Genomic DNA, 19,966 nt, shown 5'->3' on the forward strand with positions numbered 1-19,966 from the left:
ACCCTGCCTGCTGCGCGGCAAGTCGGTCAGAATGCCACGGTCAGTTCCAACTCAACGCATCCGCCCGAGGGCAAGGAGGAAACGCCGATAGCGGAGCGGGCATGCTCTCCCTTTTCGAGAAAGCCAATGCGTAGGAGCTCGGAGGCGTGGTCGATGATGAGCGAATGGCCACGGAATCCCGGACCGGCGTGCACGAACCCGGTCATGCGGATAACGTTAGTAATCCTGTCAAGCGAGCCCAAAGCATCGTCAAGTGCCGCGAGCGCGCGTAGTGCCGCCGCACGGGCCGCAAATGCTGCCTGATCCTCGGCGAGGCCTTCAATCGGCCCTTCGATTACGCCGCCCTCGAATCTCGACAATTGTCCCGACACGAAGGCGAATCCGCCATGCAGTATCACGCTGCGATAAAGACCGTTTGGCGCGGGCGGAGGAGGAAGCAGAAATCCTGCGTCCTCAAGCCTTTTTCTGACCGTCGACATCTCAGGCGGTTTCCCAAGAATTGGCCGATCCCGGGGACACCGCACCGCCGAGAAGGCAGCCGATAGGCTTGTCGTCGGAAAAACCGAGGCGCACGATAATGCGCGAGAGCCTGCTCATGGCTCTTCCCTGGAAAACCGTAATCGCACTGTCGTCGCGGCGAACCAGCCCGTTTTTCAGAAGACCGAACCCCAAGGCGGCCGCTGCAATGCCCGTTGCGGCGTCCTCCGGATAGCCGGACGATCTGGGAAACTGGCGCGCCTCGAAGCATTGTTCCTCCGCGCTCAATATGGCGAAGGGATAAAGCCCCGTAGATCCAATTTTCACACAGCATCTTTCTGTGCGCTGCATGTCTGAGACGAGACCTTGCAGACGTTCTGGATCCTTTAGGGGAATAAGCGTCTTTATGCGCGAGGTGACTGCATTCTGGATCGGCAGATCGAGGAGATCGGAGCGGTCCAGACCCAGTGTTTTGAGGACCAGTTTTTGATGTTCCTCCGGAAGGTCGATCACCTTTCCAACCGGCTGGGTGATTTCTACGATCGGCTGCTCATCGGCATCAAAAGAAACGAAGCCGCCGACGGGACCACTCAGTGTTTCCATCCGCACGAGTCCCGCAGAGAGAACCTTCTTCTTTGCCAGAAGCCATAGGGAGCCGAGCGTCGCGTGACCACACATTTCCATCTCATGGGCTGGCACCCAGAAGCGCAGAGAAAGGTCGAAATCAGGACTGTCGGCACGCCGGATGAAAGCGGATTCGTGGCCGTAAGCCGCGGCTACGGCCTGCATCTGTTCCGCCTGCAAGTCGTTGGCGTCGACGGCGACGGGGCATGGATTGCCACCGGCGCCATCAACCGTGAATACATTGACAAGAATGACATCGGTCAAAGTGGTCGGCCCCTTATTACATCGACTTTGCGACTGCTTCGACAATTTCATTGGTATAGGAATCTTTGAGGGCCACATTGACGGGCTTTCCATCCCCAGCTTCCAAGAAGTCGAAATTCTTTTGCATACCATCGGGATTGATCAAGGGATCCGCACCAAAGGCACCCAAAGACTGCTGCCAGACGACGTCGAAGATCGGTTTTTCCACCTTGGGGAAAAATGTGTAGACCGCCTCGCGGGCTTCATCCGGCTTTTCTTTCATCAGCTTGAGACCCCGCCACAGGCCCCGGACGAGCTTTTTCGCATTCTCCTTGTCGTCGACCAACCATTGGTCGCGAGCGATTAACGTATAGAAGCTGAAGTCAGCAAACGGCGGGTATTCGCCCTTGGAAAAATCGAAGAGCATTCGTCCACCGAATTGCTGCATACCTATTGTGGAGGTCGGAGCAGAGAGCGCGTAACCGTCAACTCTTTCCTGGCCGAAAGCTGCGAGCATGTTGGAGCCACCGCCAACCGGTACGATTGTTACGTCACGGTCCGGCTCAAGGCCGCCGTATTTGGCGATGTGACGAACCATCAGGTCAGTCAGGCTGCCGGGGCCCGCAACGGCGATCTTGAGGCCTTTGAGCGCGGCGGCTTTGGTCCGGGGATCTGTAAGCTCGTCGAGCTTGACCTGCTTGGCCGCTCCTGCCGAAATGATGAGTTGTGACCCCCATTGAGACATAACGGATGCGAAGGATTTGATCGCCTGGCCTTTTTCCTGCGCGCGCAGCTGAACACCGGGACTGCCGATATAGATGTCCGACTGTCCACCGATCAAGGCCGCCATCGCTTCTGCCCCGCCCTTCTGGAAGACGATGAACTCAGCCTCCAGCCCTTCTTCCTCGAAATAACCGAGTTTGCGGGCAGCGTAGAGTGGAAGATAAATGAAGCCGCTGCTGGGCTGGCCAAGGAGCACACGATTGCCGCTCGATTTGCCGATTGCAGGTGCCGCCAGCGCCGCAGCTGCCATTCCCCCTGTCGCGAGAGCCAAAATACTGCGTCGAGTAAACATCTCTTTCATTCCCCTTCTTTCTTTATGTTTTATCAGACTGTGATTTCTCGCGCGGCCTCGACCTTCTTCCAGGGCATCAGCATGCGTTCCGAATGCTTGACGAGCAGATTGAGAAGCGTCGCCAGGACGATGATGCCGACGAGGGCGGCGAAGACACCCGCCGTATCAAATTGCGCCGCCGCACTGGACAGCAGATAACCAAGACCACGGTTGGAAGCGATGATCTCGCCGACGATGGCGCCGATCAGGGCATATGGCACCGACAGGCGAAGCCCGGTGAACACCCAGGTGATTGCCGAGGGCAGAACCAATTTCGTAAGCAATTGGCGTTCGTTGGCACCCATAAGCTGGATCACGGTTTGCTGTTCACGACTGACGCTTCTGACACCCGTATAGGTGTTGAGAAAAACCAGAAAGAATACCGTGACGGCAGCCAGAGTAATCTTCATCTCAATGCCTATGCCAAGCCAAAGCACGAAAAGCGGCCCGAGTGCCACTTTCGGCAAGCTGTAAAAGGCGGTGAGGAACGGATCGAGCACTTCGGCGAGAAACGTCGAACGTCCGAGAAGAAGTCCGGCTCCAATGCCCGCCGTCCCTCCGAGGACAAATCCCAGCAGCGCTTCAACCGTAGTAATACTGGCGTGGAAAAAGAAATCGCCACTGGCGACCAGTTCCCCAAAGCTCTTCAGTATATCGACCGGAGTCGAAATATAAAAACCCATGCCGCCGAGTCTGGAACCGAACTGCCATAAAGCCAGAAAGATCACCAGAAATATGAGTCGCGCGGCAATGAGCGGTGCTGTCTTTATCGATGTGCTCATCGCGATTTTCCCGAAGCTGTCGTCGTGGCGCCATAGGCGGGCCGGTCGTTCTGCTGCAATTCCGGCGTCAGCAATGTCCAAAGGTCATTGGTGAAATCGCGATATCGCGGATCGAAGCGCAGCCGCATGAGATCGCGATCCCGTGGCAGCGGGTTCTTCGTGATGCTGGAGATCGTGCCAGGCCGCCCCCGGAAAACGACGCATTTATCGCTGAGGACGGCAGCTTCCTCGATGTCATGAGTCACAAAGAGAACCGTGAGGCCGAGCCTGTGGCAAAGCTTCAGCAACTCGCCCTGAAGGGTGAGCCTTAGCTGAGCGTCGAGCGCTCCAAAGGGTTCGTCGAGCAGGAGCGTTTCCCGATCCGCCGCAAGGAGTCGAGCCAGAGCGCAACGTTTCTGCATCCCTCCCGACAATTGGCTTGGATAGGCCGATGCGAAATCGCTGAGTCCGACAAGCTCCAGGAGCTCGGAAACCCGATCGGCAATCTGCCGCTGCTCCAGGCCCGCCACCTCTAATGGCAGCGCCACGTTTGCGGAAACGGTCCGCCAGGGCAGCAGGTGGTCGCGTTGCGTCATATAGGCAACGCTTGGGTTGAGCTTCGTTACACTTCGCTCGCCATAGAGGACCTGACCCTCCGTGGGTTGAAGCAACCCAGCCGTCATATTGAGAAGGGTTGACTTACCGCATCCGGATGGGCCAAGAAGGATTGCGATCTCGCCTCGCTTGACCGTCAATGTGATGTCTTTGACTGCGGTATAGACTCCGGATTGTCCTTGAAAATCCTTCGCTACACCCGTGAAGACGATCAAGTCGTCACGACTTATCTCGATCATTTTTTTCCCCGACTGTTATTATTCAGTCAGGATACCGAATTCGCCAGATTTTCACGTATCAGATCGGGCCAGTTCTTGTGGCTCAACGGGCCATGCTAGAGCCACTCGTCGCGGAATTGGGTCGGCGCCAGACCCATTGCTTTTTTCATCGCGCGGGACAGGGAAGGCCCCGAGTCATATCCGAGGCGCCACGCGACCTCGCTAACCGGTAGTGAGGTTTCCCGCAGCAGCTTGCTGGCAGCTCTCAGCCGCGCTTCCTCGTGATATTGTCCAACGGAACGGCCGGTTTTTTCACGGAAGAGCCGGGTCAAATGACGACGGGATATGCCGAAACGCTTTGACAGTTCGTCAAGAGCGCAGGGCCCACCAATATTGTCCTCCAGGAAACGGCAGATCTCCCTGACGACCAGATCACCATGCGCGTCCCGGCTAGCGTCATTGAGGGATTCCGACCGTTCCACCTGAGCAAGGCTCGTCAGAAGCAGAGCCAAAAAAAGATGCTTTTGCGCGGCGCTGGCGATTTGGTCGCCCGGATCGGCAGCGCCGCACATGCGTTGCAAACTGCGGATCTGATGTGTCATGGGATATATTGAGGGACCGCCGACCTTTTGCGCCAATTTGCGAAACGCACCGATCTCGGTGCTCAGACGGGAAAATGCGCTGTCCGATATATACAGGGCCAAATGCGAGTTACTGGCCTGCGCGGCCTCCGTCTCGTGCGCATGACTGGCGGGCACGAAGGCAAACCGCTCCTCGCTGATCCAACTGCCCCGCAGGCGCTTCTCGTGCTTGAATTCGATTGCACCGAAACTGGGCAGCAAGACCATATGACAATCATGCCAATGCCACGCTGTTTTATACCGCGCAGAACCGCCGCCCCGGACAAGCGCTTTCTCATCGCCATTTGCCAAGAGATTGGCCGGTGGCATACTCGAAATTATGGCTTCCAAGGAGCGCAGCATCGCAAAAGCTTATGTGAAAAGACGCGAGGCGGCAATCGGCACCGTGTGCCAGTGGCGCCGTTGTTTTTCACCCACGCCACATCCACTGAATCCAGAAACTAACCATCTTGGCCACGGCAAGCCCGTGAGACCGAATACGCTGAAGAGGCTGACCGGGGATTAACCTCCGACTTGCGGACAGGGCGGCGGCACGTTCCACTTAAAGTTACTCGCCGAGTGATATCTGATTAAGTGGATATCGCCGAATTTGGAAACAAAGTGACAATAATGCCCGTGCGCCCGCAATAAATTTCATGCGCTGGCACCGTTAGATGGTGAAGATCAAGGGCGACGTGCCCCCATTTCTCATCCAGCCGTAACGAGAGTCCTGGATTGATTGAAGTGCCCCCGGTCTTTAAGCCATCCGGACCTGGAAAACTCCGGGGTTAAGGGGCCTCATGCCGGCAGGCGGGCGAGCCATTCATAGACGTGATCGGAGACTTGTGGCCGATGGCGCTGTGCGGCCGGGCCTCGTTGTGGTCCTTCCGCCAGGCCTCCATTTTCGCCCAGGCATCGTCAAGGCCATGAACCAGCGGGCGCTGAACTGCCTACTGAAGGGCCAGCGTCTGATCTTACTCACGGCTCGGTCGTTTCAACCACAAGCTCCGTTGAGGTCACGGCTCGCATCAGAGCCCGCAGATCCGAATCTTGATGGCTGCCGAAGGCGGCATTGAACCCGGCTTGGGCCGCAAGCCAATTCGGCCGGGCCTTGTCGAGTCGTTCCCGGCCAAGGTCCGTCAGGTGGAGCTCCTTGCTCCGGCGGTCCACCGCCCCTTGAACGATTGCGATGAGACCGTCTCGCTTCAGCGGAAGAATATTCCGGCCAAGAGTTGTCCGGTCCATCACCATAATGTGAGCAAGACTATTGATGGTCAGCGACCCATGAGCTTTCAACTTGGCGAGGATCGAGAATTGAGTGATACGTAGTCCCGATGGCGCCAGGTGCTGGTCGTAGTACTGGCTGACATGCCGTGCTGCTTGGCGGATCGCCAAGCAGGTGCAGATCTCTGGTGACGTGGGCTTCATAGCAACCTTGACAGCCTGGAGCACATAGGCGTAACTGCTCCATATAAAAGCGTATATGCGCTCATGTCAAACTAATGATTCCAATAACTTCTGAATGGTCGGGGGAAATTGCCCGCAGATAAAGAGCACGCAGCCATGATCGAGAGCTTTACAGTCCAGCACTGTGAGCATGTCAGCCACCGCTCCTTTGATGACGTCGTCACCCGTTTTGAGGCCGAGCTTGGCAATCTTTCGGATTCCACCATTATCCCGCGCGAAATCGCTGCGGCGAATGGACCGGCAGACTTTGAAGCGCGGATAAGGGCTTATGAGGGTCGAAGCGGATTCATGCGCTTCTTGACCAACGATCATGGCGCGTGGATGGCGCGCGTAGGGGCGGATGCCAAGATTCGATCGTACATCATTGGCAATCCGTTGGTGGCCAGAACCATGATCACCCATGATCCTGGTGTCGGCCTGAATGTTCCAATCAGAGTCCTGATCTTCCAGACGGCCTCCGGCGAGGTGCGCTTGGCCTATGATCTGCCCTCATCTTTGATGAGTCGTCTCAACAATGGCGAGGTGTCCGCCGCCGCGATCAAGCTGGATGCCAAGCTCCGTGCCTTGGCGGAACTCGCAAGCGGGGTGGCCGCCTGATAGCGACGGGGGAGCCGCGCCGCGCGGGCTGCGAATGCAAGGATAGTTCGAGCGGAGATTGTGCAGGGACACGATGTCTCGCACTGTTCAAATGGTATTGTGTCAAGGCTCCATGGCTGTAAGCGACGTCATCACGTTCGGACCCTACCGGCTAATACCGGAGGAGCGCCTGCTGCTGAGGGACGGAGAAGCCGTCGACGTCGGCAGTCGAGCGCTTGATATCCTCATCGCGCTTGTCGAAGCGGCTGGCGAGGTCGTCAGTCAACGCGACTTGATCGCCCGCGCGTGGCCCAGTGTGGTCGTGGGCGACGGCAGCCTCCGCGTGACGATCGCCAGCTTGCGCAAAGCACTCGGCGGCGACGCGGACGGGGCCAGATACATAGCCAACGTGACGGGGCGAGGATATTGTTTTGTCGCGCATGTTGATCGCTCGGCAGCTCAGCAACAGCCGATGGCGCCGCTGCCCGTTCTGTCCGGGGCACTTTACGTCCCGAAGCACAAGCTTCCGCCACGCCCAGCTCGTATGGTCGGCCGTCAAGACGCCATCGAGGCATTATCCGTGCTGCTCGCCGCCCGGCGCTTCGTCAGCGTGGTGGGTCCAGGCGGAATGGGAAAGACGACGGTGGCCGTCTCCGTTGCCCACGCCATGCTCGCTGAGTTCGGCAATGCCGTCCACTTTGTGGATCTCAGCGCCGTCACCGACTCAGCCGTCGTCTCCAGCGCAGTCGCCACGGCCGTGGGCAGCTCGGTGCAGGCGCATGATCCGCTTCCCAGTCTCATGGCGTTCCTGGCGGGTCGTCGAATTCTGCTGGTCCTCGACAATTGCGAGCACGTCATCGACGCTGCCACTTCGCTGACGGAGCGTCTCTACAATGATGCGCCGGAGGTGCATATCCTCACCACAAGCCGGGAGGCGCTGCGCGCAGAGGGCGAGCACGTTCACCTTTTGACGCCGCTGGATTATCCGACTGTGCGAGACGATCTGACTGCCGCCGAAGCCCTGGCTACGCCCGCAGTGCAGTTGTTCATGGAGCGTGCCTTCGCCAGCGGCTACATCGTGCCACTCAAAGACGCCGATGCGCCAACCGTGGCGGCAATCTGCAGTCGACTGGACGGTATCGCGCTCGCCATCGAACTCGCTGGCAGCCGCGTCGGCGCTTATGGGTTGCAGGGCACGGCCGATCTGCTCAGCAATCGATTCAAACTCCTATGGCAGGGACGCCGAAGCGCGCCACCGCGTCATAAGACACTCGCGGCGATGCTGGACTGGAGCTTCAATCTCCTGTCCGACTGGGACCGCCGCGTGCTCAGCCGCCTGTCAATCTTCGTCGGCGTATTCACGCTGGAGGCAGCTCAGGCTGTGGCGGCGGACGACGAAACGGATGCGATTGAGGTCGCGGAAGCGATTTCCAGCCTGATCGACAAATCGCTCGTTTGGGTCGCGCAGATCGACGGGATCGCGCATCATCGGCTGCTCGATACAACGCTGGCCTTCGCGGCCGAAAAACTTGCACAAACCGATGAGACCAACGCTGTCGCGAGACGACATGCCCTCTATTACGCGAACCGCCTTTCCAGCGGTGCAGGCGAGGGGGTTACAATCACCATCGAAGACGTGGCATTTGCCGCCCCGTATTTGGGCAATATTCGCGCAGCCTTGGAATGGAGTTTTTCCGACGCTGGCGACGTGGCGATCGGCGTACCGTTGGCCGCCGCGGCGGCTCCATTGTTCTTCGACCTTGCCTTGCTCGTCGAATGTGTTCACTGGTGCGAGCAGGGCTTGGCAGCATTGCCCGAAGGCGACGAAAACAACGCAACCCGTCTGGTACTTCAAGCAAATTTAGCCGCTTCGGCGATGTTCTCTCGCGGCAATGGCAGCGAAGTGCGCGCGGCCATTGATGATGGCCTGAGATTGGCAGAGGCGTTGGGCGACCTGCCGCATCAGTTGCACTTGCTCGCGGGCCTGAACATTTTCCTGACCCGACTGGGCGATTTTCAAGGCGCGATGGCTGCGGCGCGAAGCAGCGTTGCAATTGCTGAGAAGATCGCTTCACCCGCGGCGATAGCCACAGGCGAGTGGATGTTGGGCGTCGCCTACCACCTGAGCGGGGATCAGGCGAGCGCTCAGCGGCACTGCGAGCGCGGTCTGACGGAGGCAGCGGCCTCAGACGCCGCGCAGGTCGAATTCTTTGGCTATGATCACCGGATTCGCGGGCTGGTCGCGCTCGCACGCGCCCTTTGGCTCACCGGGTTTCCCGATCGCGCCGCCAAGACCGCTCGACGGGCGATCGACGAAGCAGTCAAGCGCGATCAGCCGGTAAATTTGTGTATCGCCATGATCTATACCGCCACCGTGTTTCTCTGGCGCGGCGATTTTGATGAGGCAGATCACCTCATCCGACGGCTGGTCGCCCACGCCACGCGGCACTCGCTTGGCCCTTATCATGCGGTTGGTCTGGCTTTGACCGGTGAACTTGCCATTGCGCGCGGGGATCCATCCGCTGGCGTTTCTGTTTTACGGCGCGCCCTCGGAGTTTTGCACGCGGAGCGACATAACATCCTAACGCCCGCTTTTCATCGGGCGCTGGCCGACGGGCTGATGCAGTCTGGGGACATTGACGAAGCTCTGGCGGTCCTCAATGCCACAACAGTCTGGAACGAGACCCAAGTTGAATCCTCAAGCGTACCCGAACTGCTAAGAATCCGGGGCGAGATCTTGCTCAAAACAACTCCTGCCGATCATAGAGCCGCCGAACAAGCGTTTCAGCTTTCAATGCAACGTGCAAAGGCTCAATCAGCCCTCAGCCTCGAACTTCGGGCGGCAATAAGCCTTTCGCGACTGTGGTGCAGTCAAGACAAAGCCGCACAGGCAGCAGAACTGCTGGAGGCTGTCTACCGGCGGTTCAAGGAAGGCCACCAGACAGCGGACTTGAGGCGCGCAAGTCAAATGTTGGCGGACCTCGGGCGCGCGTCAGTCCCGTTCACAAGACGAGCGGACCGACCCTGACCCAGGGTGGAGATAACGCCGTTTAACATCAAATAATATGCCCCCCGAAGCCTCTTCCACCAATACTCATTGGGAGTGAAAAGAGGACAGGGCGTTTTTTGAGATGTCTCATTTGGAAAAGCGGCGAGAGCCAGGCGCCGAGGCTCCCGCTTCGAATGCGCTGGTCGCAGATCTTCCCCCGACGGTCGCCGCCTTCATTCACGCAATGAACGCATGCGATCTCGACGCATTGCTGGAAACATTCGTCGACGACGCCCTCGTCAATGACCAGCTTGTCGACTATTGGGGCAAGGGGGCCATCGCGGCTTGGGCCGCTCGCGATATCATCGGCGAGCGATTGACCCTCGAGGTCGTCAAAACGCTCCAGCATTATGGGCATTCGATCGTGACCGCCCATGTGGATGGATTGTTCGACAAGCGCGGGTTGCCAGATCCGCTCGTGCTTGCATTTTATTTTTCATGTCACGACGAGAAAATCGTTCAGCTCATCATCCTGCGCAATCAATCTGGCATCTGAATCGGCTTTGACGGGGCCCGAAGCCCTGCGAGGCGTTGACCTGGAACCGCCCTTGGACGTGCGTGTTTGACGCCCTGCCGACTCAAGACTCGAGATTGAGGATATCGGCACCCTTGAAGTCCGGACTGCGCCGGCCGCCGTCGCCCTATCTCAGGCACCGACAGCTTGAACACTCCGTCGACGCTTCGGGCGCGGGGCACCAGGGTGTGAGGCACCCGGGGCCAGCGCACCATCGGCGCGGGGCCATGCCCCATAATATCCCTTCTCATGACCATGGTATTTTCGCGGCTTAATGAGCACCGCCAAGCCGGGCACTAAAAAATCATCTTTTCATCAGTATAGTTCACACGAATTTGTTACTCCAAAAGTGTTCAACCCGCGCTCCATTATCAAAACTTCTTGATGACAGAACTTTTCACGAGCTTACGCCTCATAACATCCGATCCAATATCCGCCATGCCATCCTCTGTCGTGCCGCTCTAAACCAGAGATTTACTCTGAGCGCCTGGAGATGACATGACCAAACTGGATATCGCAAACCGTGAGGGCGCCACGCTGGAAACCGCGCCCACCCGTTACATCGAAAGCGGTGGCATCCGCTTCGCCTATCGTCAGCTCGGCCCGTCGACCGGAACGCCGCTGATTCTGCTGCAGCATTTCTCGGGCAATATCGACGCCTGGGATCCCGCCGTCGTAAACGCCCTGGCCGCCGATCGTCCCGTGATTGCTTTCGACAATGCCGGCGTCGGCCGTTCCACCGGCCAGACCCCGGACAGTGTTGCGGCCATGGCCCGCGATGCCGTCACCTTCATCAAGGCGCTCGGCCTCTCCAAGGTTGACCTGCTGGGCTATTCGCTCGGCGGCTGCGTTGCCCAGCAGATAGCGGCTGAGCATGGCGCGCTGGTCCATAAGGTGGTCCTCGTCGGCACTGCGCCGCAGGGCGGCGAAGAGCACCTGCTGGCGGTTCTGCAGGAGGCGTTCTCCCAAACCGAGGCGCCTGACGTGCGCCTGCCGCTGTTCTTCACGAAGACCTCTGCCAGTCAGGCCGCCGGCCGGGCATTTCTGAACCGGGTCTATGCCCGCAAGGAAGATCGTGACACCGATGGCGGCAGCGCCGTGACCGATCCGCAGGCAAAGGCCCTGATCACATGGTGCGCTACGCCTTCCCCCGAGAATGCCATCCTGCGCGCCATCAGCCAGCCCACCCTCCTGGTCAGCGGCAGCCATGACACCATGCTCCCGGCAAGCAACGCCTACGCGATGTTCAACGCCATGAGCAACGCCCAACTGCTCCTGTATCCCGACTCCGGCCACGGTGCCCTCTTTCAGCACCACGCGCTCTTTGTGAATCACGTCCGCACCTTCCTGGACGCCTAGCCGAGACGGCCATCGCTCCGGCTCGGACATCTGGCGGCCGGCTCGCGCCGTCTGTGCCGAGCCGGGATCCCCCTTTTTTGAGGTGTGAGATGAGTGAAACATCCAATCTTGAAAGTCTCGACGCGGAATTCGCCCGCGAGGTTGAAGAAAACCAGCTTCGGCTTCGCGCCGCACTTCGCACCAGCTACGACTTCATCGTGTGCGGTTCCGGTTCTTCCGGCTCTGTCGTGGCGCGGCGTCTGGCCGAGAATCCGGCGGTCTCCGTGCTGCTGATCGAGGTCGGCGGGAGCGACACTGCGCCTGAAGTGGAGATGGCGGCGGCGTGGCCGATGAATCTCGGCAGCGCGCGCGACTGGGGCTACACGGCCTTACCCAATCCGCACCTCAACGGGCGCGCCATCCCGATGAGCATGGGCAAGGTGCTTGGGGGAGGATCAAGCATCAACGTCATGCTCTGGGCGCGCGGCCACAAGAGCGACTGGGATTATTTCGCCGCCCAGGCCGGCGATCCTGCCTGGAGCTATGAATCGGTTCTGGGCATCTTCCGCGAGATCGAAAACTGGCAAGGCGTGCCCGATCCCGCCCGCCGCGGACAGGATGGCCTGCTCTACATCACGCCACCGATCGAGCCGCACCCGGTCGCGAAGGCGATGCTCGATGCCGCGGTCGAGCTTGATATCCCCGTCTTCGACGATGTGAACGGCGCCATGATGGAGGGGCCCGGCGGCGCGGCCTACTTCAACCTGCGAATTCGCGACGGCCGGCGGCAGTCGATTTTCCGCTCCTACGCCTTCCCGTTGATGAACCAGCCGAACCTGACGGTGCTGCCCGGGACCCTGGTCACGCGCGTGCTCATCGAGCGGGGAGCCGCGATCGGCGTGGAATGCATCCTTGAGGGCCGGAGCCGCCGCTTCCTCGCGTCGCAGGAAGTGATCCTGTCCCTCGGGGCCATCCAGACCCCCAAGGTCCTGATGCAGTCCGGCATTGGCGATGGCGAGACGCTGGCAGCCCTGGGGATCCCGGTGGTCCAGCATCTCCCGGGAGTGGGCGCCAACTTCCAGGACCACATCATGGTTACCAGCTGCATGTGGGAATACCCCGAGCCGATGCCCCCTCACGGCAATGGCGGCGAAGCGACCATCTTCGCCAAGAGCACGCCGGAGCTCGACAGTCCCGATATCCAATTGCTCCAGATCCAGTTCCCGGTGGCAACCCCTGAACTCGCCGGGCGTTACGCCATTCCGGCCGGATCCTGGGGGATCTTTCCGGCGCTGCTGCGTCCTCACAGCGTGGGCCGCCTGCGGCTGACCGGGGCAAAACCCGAAGATCCGATCCTCATCGACTCGCAGATCCTCTCCGATCCGGCCGACCTGACAGCACTACGGCGGTGCGTGGAGCTGACGCGGGAGGTCGGCAATGCTCGGGCGTTTCAGCGCTTCGTGAAGCGGGAGGTCATGCCGACCGCGCTCGACGCTGCCGACATGGACAAGTTTATCCGCGATGGCGTGTCGACCATCTGGCACCAGAGCTGCACCGCCAAGATGGGACAGGACGACATGTCCGTCGTGGACAGCCGCCTCAAGGTCTACGGCGTCGACCGCCTGCGGATCGCCGATGCCTCCGTGATGCCGCGGGTTCCCCTGGCCAACACCATGGCCCCCTGCGTCGTCATCGGCGAGCAGGCAAGTCGGGCAATCGCCCGCGAACGTCAGCTTTGATCCCCCCTTCAAACTAGCAGAGAGAGAGAGACTTCGATGAAACTTATGACATACGTGAAACGTGCGGCATCGACCGCACTCCTGGCTGTCAGCGCCATCGGCATGTTGAACATGGCGGTGGGGACAGCTTCGGCCGCCACGCCAGAAATGGCGAAGCCCACCATTGTTCTGGTCCACGGTGCGTTCGCAGACGCATCGAGCTGGGACGGCGTCATCTCCAGGCTTCAGGCTGACGGATATACCGTCATCGCCGCTCCCGATCCGCTTCGCGGCCTCAAGAGCGATTCCGATTACGTGTCCGGCATCGTCAAAAATACCAAGGGGCCGGTGGTCCTGGTCGGCCATTCCTATGGAGGCTCGATCATCACGAACGCCGCGACCGGCGCCGATAATGTGAAGGCCCTGGTCTATGTCGCGGCCTACGCTCCGGAAGCTGGCGAGAACGCCTTCGATCTCACCGGCAAGTTCCCGGGAAGCATCCTGCCTGACGCACTGGCCCCGCCGATTGCCCTCGCGGACGGCGCTCATGACCTCTATGTCCAGCAGGGCAAGTTCCGAGCCGTATTCGCAGCCGACGTTCCCGAGAAGCAGGCCGAGCTCATGGCGGCCACCCAGCGCCCTGTGACCGATGCCGCGCTTAAGGGAGCCTCCGCGGCGCCGGCGTGGAAAACCATTCCGTCGTGGTTTGTCTACGGTAGCGCCGACAAGGTCATCCCGCCGGCCGCACACGCCTTCATGGCGCAGCGTGCGGGTGCAAAGGAGGCCTTGGTCGTGAAGGACGCGCCTCATCTCGTCATGGTCTCTCATCCGGCCGTCGTCGCCAGACTCATCGAAAAGGCAGCGGCAGCGGAAGAAACCGCCAAGCAAGACTGACGTCCGACCCCGGGCGGACCTTTCTCCAAAGGCCCGCCCGGAAACAGTGGTTCCCATCCAGCGCGATCATGGATCCGCTGCGCGATCCGGCTGCATCGGTGGGACGGGCGAGCGGCCCGCAGCCAGGTGACGCCGTCATCCCGGCGCAAGCGCGCCGCCGCCTTGCGCCGATAAATTTCCCCTCACGATCAAAGGACGATCAATCATGATGATGAACAGGCGCAGCTTCTCGGTCGCCCTCGTTGCCGGTGCCGCGGCTTCGCTGATCTCCACCCGCGGCATGGCCGCCACCGAAGCGCCGGCGAAGGCGCGCAACATCGTGCTGGCCCACGGGCTGTTCGCCGATGGATCATGCTGGTCCGAGGTGATCGCGCGTCTTCAGGCGGCGGGTCTCAATGCCACGGCTGTGCAGAACCCGCTGACGACGCTGCCGGAAGCCGTTGCCTCCGCCCAGCGCGTGCTTGATCGGCAGGACGGGCCAACCGTCCTGGTCGGGCATTCCTTCTCCGGCATGATCGTCTCGGAGGTCGGCGTGCATCCGAAGGTGTCGGCGCTGGTCTATGTGGCGGCGCGGGCGCCGGACGCGGGCGAGGATTACGCCGCTCTGGCGAAGACCTATCCCACGCCGCCGGCTTCCGCCGGCATCGTCTTCGACGGCGATGAGGGCCGCCTCACCGAGGAAGCGTTTCTGCGCGACTTCGCGGGCGATCTGCCGGAGGCGAAGGCGAAGGTGCTCTATGCGGTTCAGGAGCCGTTTCACAAGGCGCTGCTCGCCGGCAAGACCACGCAGGCCGCCTGGCGCTCGAAGCCGAGCTTCTATGCAGTTTCCACCGAAGATCGCACGATCAACCCGGATCTGGAGCGCTTCATGGCCAAGCGCATGGGCGCAAAGACCATCGAAGTGAAATCCAGCCATCTCTCCCTGATCTCCCATCCCGACGAAATCTCAAAGCTCATCCTCCAAGCCGCAGGACAAGCCGACTAGTCGCGGGCGAATGATGAGGGCAATCGCTCTCAAATCTTGCGCTGCACCCAAGCAGCGCGCTTCCTGGGGCTGCTCGATGCAGCCCCAGCTTGTGTTTAGTCACGCATTTCATGCTAAAACATCACAAACGATTCCGAACTACAAATATTTTCACACCACAGAGGAGTATATATGTATAAAATATTTGGCTTTCTGAAAAGGCGTAACGACATCAATATGGATGAATTCATCGACTACTATGAGAACAACCATATCCCGCTGATCCTCAGCTTGGCCCCAGCGCCGCCGATCTATAAGCGCTGCTATATCGTCCACGGGGAAAAGCTGACCGAGGGGAGCGCCAGCATCGACTTCGATGTCATGACTGAACTTGGCTTTCCTGATCGAGAGGCTTTTCTCGCATGGATTGGCAAGCTTTTCGGTCCCGACGCGGGCGAGCAGGTCGCGGCCGACGAAGCACGATTTCTCGACCGATCGCAGACACGGGCCTATGTCGTCGATGAACGCATCACCTCCGAGTGATGGATGACGATGCGGCCCGGTTCCGGACTGACCTGACGACCCAACCCGGGACTCAGGTGTTGCAAGCACCGCAACCAACAGCTGGCCACGTCGCGAGAGGCGAGCCGGACGATCCTAGAAACCTGGAGAATGGGATGGTGCGGGCGGTCGGAATCGAACCGACACTCCTCTCGGAACCGGATTTTGAGTCCGGCGCGTCTACCAGTTCCACCACGCCCGCATCAGGCGCTATCTATATCGGCTTTGAGGGCGCGCCAACTAAAAACTCACGCCGGCGAGCCCAGTCCCTGGGGACGAGGCGCACGAGTGCGGTCACAGGCCCTGCGGACGGTGAAGACCGTGCCAGCCGGTGCCGAAGCTCAGGCTCTGCAGCGGCGCGCGGCTCATGAGATGGGAGACCGGGCGCGGCGGCTTCTCGTTCAGCGCCTCCAGGAAGGATTGCGCCCAGCTGTCGATGTCGTGGCGGGTGAGCACCGCCATCATGCGGGCATGGCGTTCGCGCCGCTCTTCCAGAGGCATGTCGAGCGCGCGGCGCAGCGCAAGCGCCATGCCCTCGGTCTCATGCGGGTTCACCATCAGGGCGCCGCCGGACAATTCCGCCGCCGCGCCGGCGAACTGCGAGAGCACCAGCACGCCGGGATCGGCGGGATCCTGCGCGGCGACATATTCCTTGGCCACCAAATTCATCCCGTCCCGCAGCGGCGTCACCAGAGCCACGTCCGCGAGGCGATAGAAGCCGGCGAGGGCCGAGCGCGAATAGGTCTTGTTGACGTAGCGGAGCGGCGTCCACGAGACGTCGCCGTACATCCCGTTGATCTGCCCGGCCTTGTGCGAGATGAAGCGGTCCATCTCGATATATTCCGGCACCTCGGTGCGGCTCTTGGGCGTGATCTGCACGAACGTCATCTTCTCGTGCAGCTCGGGCGCGGTGCGCAGCAGGTGCTCGTAAGCCTCAAGTCGATTGGGAATGCCCTTGGAATAATCCAGCCGGTCGACGCCGAGGATCAGCTTCTTACCGGTCAGGCTCTCGCTGAAGCTCTTCACATAATTGGTGCGGCGCGCATGGCGGGCGCGGCGCGCGAACGCCTCGGTCTCGATGGAGACCGGGAACGCGCCCACCTTCACCCGGCGGCCGGCGATGTCATAGGCGGTGCCGTCGGCCGTCGCCTGCCCGCCTCGGCTTTCCAGGTAGCGGCCGAAATTGTCCCGGTCGCTCTCGGTCTGGAAGCCCACCAAATCGTAATGGGCGAGCGAGCCGATGATCTCGCCGTGGCGCGGCAGCGTGGCCAGCAGTTCCGGCGGCGGCATGGGAATGTGCAGGAAGAAGCCGATGCGGTTCTTGTGACCGCGCTCGCGCAGATATTTCGCCAGCGGCATCATGTGGTAGTCGTGGATCCAGACCACATCGTCTTCCTGCAGGATCTTGGAGACGTGCTCCGCGAAATTGCGGTTGACGCGGATGTAGCCCGACAAATCGGCACGCTGGAATTCGGCGAGATCGACCCGGTAATGCAGGATCGGCCAGAGCACCCGATTGGCGAAGCCGTTGTAATATTCCTGGTAGTCGTCCTCCTTGAGGTCGACCACAGCATATTTGATCTTGCCGCGGGTCGACACGACAGGGCGATCGGAGGGCGCGTCATTGATGCGCCCGGACCAGCCGAACCATACGCCGGAGCGGCCCTCCAAGGCCGCGTTGACGGCGACGGTAAGGCCGCCAGCGGAAGTCTTTCCGCCCGGCTGGGGAACGGCAACCCGATTCGATACGACGATGAGGCGCGACACGGTCAATTCCTCCGCTCGAAGGGCTTTTCCGCCAAGGTGGCGATCAAGGAGCGCACGTCCGCCGGCTCAGGCAGGACGGCATGGACGCCGGGGAACTGGCGCCCAACGGAAATTGCGATGCCCCCAAGGGCGCACACGCTGGCGAATCCGGCCTGGTCGGTGACGTCGTCGCCGATGAACACCGGAGTGCGGCCGCCGTAGGCCGCCAGTTCCATGAAGCGGGTCACCGCCATGCCCTTGTCGTGGCCGGCCTGCTTCACTTCGAACACCATGCGCCCGGGCAGCACCACAAGCCGGGCGTGGCTTTCACCGACCAAAGCATGGAGCATGCCTTCCAGCACCGGGCCGATCTCGGGCGCATCGCGATAATGCATGGCGACGCTGGCGCCCTTGTCCTCTGCCATGACCCCTTCAAGATCCGCGGCGATAAGGGCGAGGGTCGCGCGCAGGTCGTGCGGGAGCGGCGCCACCGAGGAGACGATCTCCCCACCGGGCTGCGCGCGCATCTGCGCACCGTGGATGCCGGAGGCGGACAGGCGCAGGGGCGCGAACAGATGGTCCAGGTTCTCGACCGCCCGTCCGCTGACCAGCGCCAGGGCGCCATCGGCCCGCGTCTGCAATGCGGAAAGATCCGCCAGCAATTCCGGCGGCACGACCACTGCGTCCGGACGCGCGGCGATATCGATCAGCGTGCCGTCCACATCGAAGAAAAACGCGCAGCGCGCGGGATCCAGCAGGTTCACCAGATGGCCGATTCCAGCCGAAGGAGTCTCAGTGCCACCGGCACCCGGACCAACTTCATGTCCGCCGGAAACCGGCGCGAGAGAAGCGGAGAAACCGGGGGTCAAGGTTGGCATGTAGGTATCCATCTAGGTACATAGTAGCATTGGAACGTCCCCGCTTGGCTTCGGGTTCCGTCTTAAAACGACCAAAAAAGCGCCACGATGAAATCAGCAGCGCTCGCGCTTGATTTGTGGGGGCGCGTCAACCTGGACCGGAACCGGAAGAGATCCGTAGCGTTTGCCTCCCTGAATCCACGGAGACACGCCATGTTCGGACATTCGCGCTCATCCACCGCCGATATATCGAAGCGTCTCGAAGCCCTGCGGCATGACATCACCCTGCTCGGAGAGGCCCTCGCGGGTGCGGCGGAAGAAAATACCCGCGAACCGCGCCATCAGGCCGGCCGTTATTTCAACGAGGCGGTCCAGACGCTGGAAAGCGAAGCGGCCAACCTCGCCAAGAACGGCCTCTCCCTAGCTCGCAAGGGTGGCCGGGAGGCCGGGCGTCATATTGATGACGTCGTCGATCATGCGCATGATCTCGTGGTGCGCAACCCCGGCTCGGTCGTGGTCGGCGCGGTGGCCATAGGGTTGACCATCGGTTGCGTGCTATATGCCCTAGCGGGAACCTCATCCCGCCGAAACTGAAGATTCCTTCGTTCGGCGGGGTTGTCGGCCACCCGACGAAGAAGGCATTAAATAAAGATCGGCCGGTCGCACCCGGCGCCCGCCGGCGACAAGGATATGTGGAGATGAAAATGAGGGCGGCTATCATTGTGTTCGCGGCGGCGTTGGCCCTGGGCGGCTGCAGCCAATATTCTGAATCCGACCGCGCGGTCGGCGGTGGCCTTCTGGGCGCCGGCGCCGGCGCCCTGATCGGCGGCGCGGCGACCGGCACGGCCGGCGGCGCCATTGTGGGCGGTGTGCTCGGCGGCGCGACTGGCGCCATCGTCGGCGCCTCCACCACACCGAAGGCCTGCTGGGCGCGCGACGCCTACGGCAATTCCTATCGCGTCACCTGCCCCTGATCGGCGGGTATGCGCGAAAAAAATTACGGGGCACCCTTTGGGCGCCCCGTTTTTTTTACGCTGTCCCGGACTTCAACCGCAGGTCCGCATGCGCGCTCACCGGCACGTGACCGCAAATTGCCCCTACGGACGCGGAATGAAGTGGAACCAAAGCCGGATTGTGGCATTGATCTCATGTGTCGGCTTCGTGCCGAACCTCCAAGTCACCTGACGAGGTCCCCTTTTGGGGCGTCTTTTTGAGGCGCTTGTTTTGGGTCACCTCTCATGGCGGATCGGCTTTCCGGTCCGCCATTTTTTTGACTCCGGCGTTCTCAAACCAAAACCCCGGCCGAAGCCGGGGTGTTGTCGAACAGCATTCCGGTGTCGTCCGGGACGCGCCGCCCGAGGCCTGAAGCAAGATGCTATGGCACCGTCGGGCCGCGGCCACGCCGCATGAAGCCGAGCACGGCGGAAATGAGAAACAGGACGATCGCGACATAGAAGATGATCTTGGCGATCTCGATGGCCGTGCCCGCAATGGCGCCGAAACCCAGCACCGCGGCGATCAAGGCAATCACAAGAAACGTAATGGCCCAGCTGATCATGGGGAAACTCCGTTTACGCCCGCCCACAGGGGCTGGGCAGGTCGGCCCGCGA

At 60.9% G+C, this 19,966-nt stretch carries 21 protein-coding genes and 1 tRNA gene; 10 read left to right on the forward strand and 12 right to left on the reverse strand.

Translation table 11 applies throughout. From position 1 onward, the window contains the following. Nucleotides 1–26 precede the first annotated feature (26 nt). From V5F77_RS01800 to V5F77_RS01835, 8 genes are all read right to left on the reverse strand, one after another. The gene (locus tag V5F77_RS01800; protein WP_429003587.1) at nucleotides 27–479 is read right to left on the reverse strand and encodes a RidA family protein; all 453 of its coding nucleotides are present in this window, start codon (nucleotides 477–479) and stop codon (nucleotides 27–29) included. A gap of 1 nt (nucleotide 480) precedes the next feature. After that, nucleotides 481–1,365, reverse strand: coding sequence for a PhzF family phenazine biosynthesis protein (locus V5F77_RS01805; RefSeq protein ID WP_429003588.1), 885 nt, complete (start codon nucleotides 1,363–1,365; stop codon nucleotides 481–483). 16 nt (nucleotides 1,366–1,381) lie between these two features. Beyond that, a complete protein-coding gene (locus V5F77_RS01810; RefSeq protein ID WP_429003589.1) occupies nucleotides 1,382–2,428 on the reverse strand; it encodes an ABC transporter substrate-binding protein in 1,047 nt (348 codons plus the stop codon). A 23-nt stretch (nucleotides 2,429–2,451) separates the two neighbouring features. Further along, nucleotides 2,452–3,240: an ABC transporter permease gene (locus tag V5F77_RS01815; protein WP_429003590.1), complete on the reverse strand. Its 789-nt coding sequence runs from the start codon at nucleotides 3,238–3,240 to the stop codon at nucleotides 2,452–2,454. Further along, nucleotides 3,237–4,073 carry an ABC transporter ATP-binding protein gene (locus tag V5F77_RS01820; RefSeq protein WP_429003591.1) on the reverse strand — a complete coding sequence of 279 codons (837 nt, stop codon included), beginning with the start codon at nucleotides 4,071–4,073 and terminating at the stop codon, nucleotides 3,237–3,239. Before V5F77_RS01820 ends, V5F77_RS01815 begins: the two co-directional genes overlap by 4 nt. Before the next feature lie 95 nt (nucleotides 4,074–4,168). Beyond that, the gene (locus tag V5F77_RS01825) at nucleotides 4,169–5,035 is read right to left on the reverse strand and encodes a helix-turn-helix domain-containing protein (protein WP_429003592.1); all 867 of its coding nucleotides are present in this window, start codon (nucleotides 5,033–5,035) and stop codon (nucleotides 4,169–4,171) included. 425 nt (nucleotides 5,036–5,460) lie between these two features. Further along, nucleotides 5,461–5,607, reverse strand: a complete 147-nt coding sequence (locus tag V5F77_RS01830) for an integrase core domain-containing protein (RefSeq protein WP_429003688.1) — start codon at nucleotides 5,605–5,607, stop codon at nucleotides 5,461–5,463. Nucleotides 5,608–5,650: 43 nt separating this feature from the next. Beyond that, nucleotides 5,651–6,067, reverse strand: a complete 417-nt coding sequence (locus tag V5F77_RS01835) for a MarR family winged helix-turn-helix transcriptional regulator (protein WP_429003593.1) — start codon at nucleotides 6,065–6,067, stop codon at nucleotides 5,651–5,653. Between the two features lie 168 nt (nucleotides 6,068–6,235). On the opposite strand from V5F77_RS01835, the gene V5F77_RS01840 reads away from it, so the two are divergent. The 8 genes from V5F77_RS01840 to V5F77_RS01875 all read left to right on the forward strand — a co-directional run bounded on the left by V5F77_RS01840 (nucleotide 6,236) and on the right by V5F77_RS01875 (nucleotide 15,735). Next, nucleotides 6,236–6,736, forward strand: coding sequence for a DUF302 domain-containing protein (locus tag V5F77_RS01840; RefSeq protein WP_429003594.1), 501 nt, complete (start codon nucleotides 6,236–6,238; stop codon nucleotides 6,734–6,736). A gap of 112 nt (nucleotides 6,737–6,848) precedes the next feature. Then, entirely contained in the window at nucleotides 6,849–9,743 is a 2,895-nt protein-coding gene (locus tag V5F77_RS01845; protein ID WP_429003595.1) for an ATP-binding protein, read from the forward strand. A 103-nt stretch (nucleotides 9,744–9,846) separates the two neighbouring features. After that, complete coding sequence (locus V5F77_RS01850) at nucleotides 9,847–10,260, forward strand: nuclear transport factor 2 family protein (RefSeq protein ID WP_429003596.1); 414 nt, start codon at nucleotides 9,847–9,849, stop codon at nucleotides 10,258–10,260. 516 nt (nucleotides 10,261–10,776) lie between these two features. Next, a complete protein-coding gene (locus V5F77_RS01855) occupies nucleotides 10,777–11,637 on the forward strand; it encodes an alpha/beta fold hydrolase (RefSeq protein WP_429003597.1) in 861 nt (286 codons plus the stop codon). A gap of 89 nt (nucleotides 11,638–11,726) precedes the next feature. Then, nucleotides 11,727–13,355 (forward strand): GMC family oxidoreductase, encoded by a 1,629-nt coding sequence (locus V5F77_RS01860; protein ID WP_429003598.1) that lies wholly within the window; start codon nucleotides 11,727–11,729, stop codon nucleotides 13,353–13,355. 102 nt (nucleotides 13,356–13,457) lie between these two features. Continuing rightward, entirely contained in the window at nucleotides 13,458–14,228 is a 771-nt protein-coding gene (locus V5F77_RS01865; protein WP_429003689.1) for an alpha/beta fold hydrolase, read from the forward strand. A gap of 205 nt (nucleotides 14,229–14,433) precedes the next feature. Next, nucleotides 14,434–15,213 (forward strand): alpha/beta fold hydrolase, encoded by a 780-nt coding sequence (locus V5F77_RS01870; protein ID WP_429003599.1) that lies wholly within the window; start codon nucleotides 14,434–14,436, stop codon nucleotides 15,211–15,213. Nucleotides 15,214–15,429: 216 nt separating this feature from the next. After that, nucleotides 15,430–15,735, forward strand: coding sequence for an EthD domain-containing protein (locus V5F77_RS01875; protein WP_429003600.1), 306 nt, complete (start codon nucleotides 15,430–15,432; stop codon nucleotides 15,733–15,735). A gap of 135 nt (nucleotides 15,736–15,870) precedes the next feature. Here the strand turns inward: V5F77_RS01875 and V5F77_RS01880 are convergent. The 3 genes from V5F77_RS01880 to otsB form a co-directional block, all read right to left on the reverse strand. Then, nucleotides 15,871–15,955: transfer RNA gene (locus V5F77_RS01880), tRNA-Leu, on the reverse strand. 92 nt (nucleotides 15,956–16,047) lie between these two features. Continuing rightward, nucleotides 16,048–17,520 (reverse strand): alpha,alpha-trehalose-phosphate synthase (UDP-forming), encoded by a 1,473-nt coding sequence (otsA, locus tag V5F77_RS01885; protein ID WP_429003601.1) that lies wholly within the window; start codon nucleotides 17,518–17,520, stop codon nucleotides 16,048–16,050. A 2-nt stretch (nucleotides 17,521–17,522) separates the two neighbouring features. After that, complete coding sequence (gene otsB, locus V5F77_RS01890; protein WP_429003602.1) at nucleotides 17,523–18,377, reverse strand: trehalose-phosphatase; 855 nt, start codon at nucleotides 18,375–18,377, stop codon at nucleotides 17,523–17,525. A 192-nt stretch (nucleotides 18,378–18,569) separates the two neighbouring features. Between otsB and V5F77_RS01895 the strand changes: the two genes are divergently transcribed. Both V5F77_RS01895 and V5F77_RS01900 read left to right on the forward strand, forming a co-directional pair. Continuing rightward, nucleotides 18,570–18,950 carry a hypothetical protein gene (locus V5F77_RS01895; RefSeq protein ID WP_429003603.1) on the forward strand — a complete coding sequence of 127 codons (381 nt, stop codon included), beginning with the start codon at nucleotides 18,570–18,572 and terminating at the stop codon, nucleotides 18,948–18,950. A gap of 110 nt (nucleotides 18,951–19,060) precedes the next feature. Further along, on the forward strand, nucleotides 19,061–19,330 hold the full coding sequence (locus V5F77_RS01900) for a bacteriocin (RefSeq protein WP_429003604.1): 270 nt from the start codon (nucleotides 19,061–19,063) through the stop codon (nucleotides 19,328–19,330). A 401-nt stretch (nucleotides 19,331–19,731) separates the two neighbouring features. Here V5F77_RS01900 and V5F77_RS01905 read toward each other — a convergent pair whose 3' ends face one another. Then, entirely contained in the window at nucleotides 19,732–19,914 is a 183-nt protein-coding gene (locus tag V5F77_RS01905) for a DUF1328 domain-containing protein (protein ID WP_429003605.1), read from the reverse strand. Between the last annotated feature and the right edge of the window lie 52 nt (nucleotides 19,915–19,966).

The organism is Roseixanthobacter psychrophilus, from assembly GCF_043195195.1.
Lineage (GTDB): Bacteria > Pseudomonadota > Alphaproteobacteria > Rhizobiales > Xanthobacteraceae > NCEH01.

Bases quoted from the DNA above. Each gene is read 5' to 3' on its own strand.
- V5F77_RS01840 (WP_429003594.1), top strand. From the start codon at position 6,236: ATGATCGAGAGCTTTACAGTCCAGCACTGTGAGCATGTCAGCCACCGC.
- V5F77_RS01900 (WP_429003604.1), top strand. From the start codon at position 19,061: ATGAGGGCGGCTATCATTGTGTTCGCGGCGGCGTTGGCCCTGGGCGGC.
- V5F77_RS01905 (WP_429003605.1), bottom strand. From the start codon at position 19,914: ATGATCAGCTGGGCCATTACGTTTCTTGTGATTGCCTTGATCGCCGCG.
- V5F77_RS01895 (WP_429003603.1), top strand. From the start codon at position 18,570: ATGTTCGGACATTCGCGCTCATCCACCGCCGATATATCGAAGCGTCTC.
- V5F77_RS01815 (WP_429003590.1), bottom strand. From the start codon at position 3,240: ATGAGCACATCGATAAAGACAGCACCGCTCATTGCCGCGCGACTCATA.
- V5F77_RS01800 (WP_429003587.1), bottom strand. From the start codon at position 479: ATGTCGACGGTCAGAAAAAGGCTTGAGGACGCAGGATTTCTGCTTCCT.
- V5F77_RS01820 (WP_429003591.1), bottom strand. From the start codon at position 4,073: ATGATCGAGATAAGTCGTGACGACTTGATCGTCTTCACGGGTGTAGCG.
- V5F77_RS01865 (WP_429003689.1), top strand. From the start codon at position 13,458: ATGTTGAACATGGCGGTGGGGACAGCTTCGGCCGCCACGCCAGAAATG.
- V5F77_RS01870 (WP_429003599.1), top strand. From the start codon at position 14,434: ATGATGATGAACAGGCGCAGCTTCTCGGTCGCCCTCGTTGCCGGTGCC.
- V5F77_RS01825 (WP_429003592.1), bottom strand. From the start codon at position 5,035: ATGCTGCGCTCCTTGGAAGCCATAATTTCGAGTATGCCACCGGCCAAT.
- V5F77_RS01810 (WP_429003589.1), bottom strand. From the start codon at position 2,428: ATGAAAGAGATGTTTACTCGACGCAGTATTTTGGCTCTCGCGACAGGG.
- V5F77_RS01855 (WP_429003597.1), top strand. From the start codon at position 10,777: ATGACCAAACTGGATATCGCAAACCGTGAGGGCGCCACGCTGGAAACC.
- V5F77_RS01845 (WP_429003595.1), top strand. From the start codon at position 6,849: ATGGCTGTAAGCGACGTCATCACGTTCGGACCCTACCGGCTAATACCG.
- V5F77_RS01850 (WP_429003596.1), top strand. From the start codon at position 9,847: ATGTCTCATTTGGAAAAGCGGCGAGAGCCAGGCGCCGAGGCTCCCGCT.
- V5F77_RS01875 (WP_429003600.1), top strand. From the start codon at position 15,430: ATGGATGAATTCATCGACTACTATGAGAACAACCATATCCCGCTGATC.
- otsB (WP_429003602.1), bottom strand. From the start codon at position 18,377: ATGCCAACCTTGACCCCCGGTTTCTCCGCTTCTCTCGCGCCGGTTTCC.
- V5F77_RS01860 (WP_429003598.1), top strand. From the start codon at position 11,727: ATGAGTGAAACATCCAATCTTGAAAGTCTCGACGCGGAATTCGCCCGC.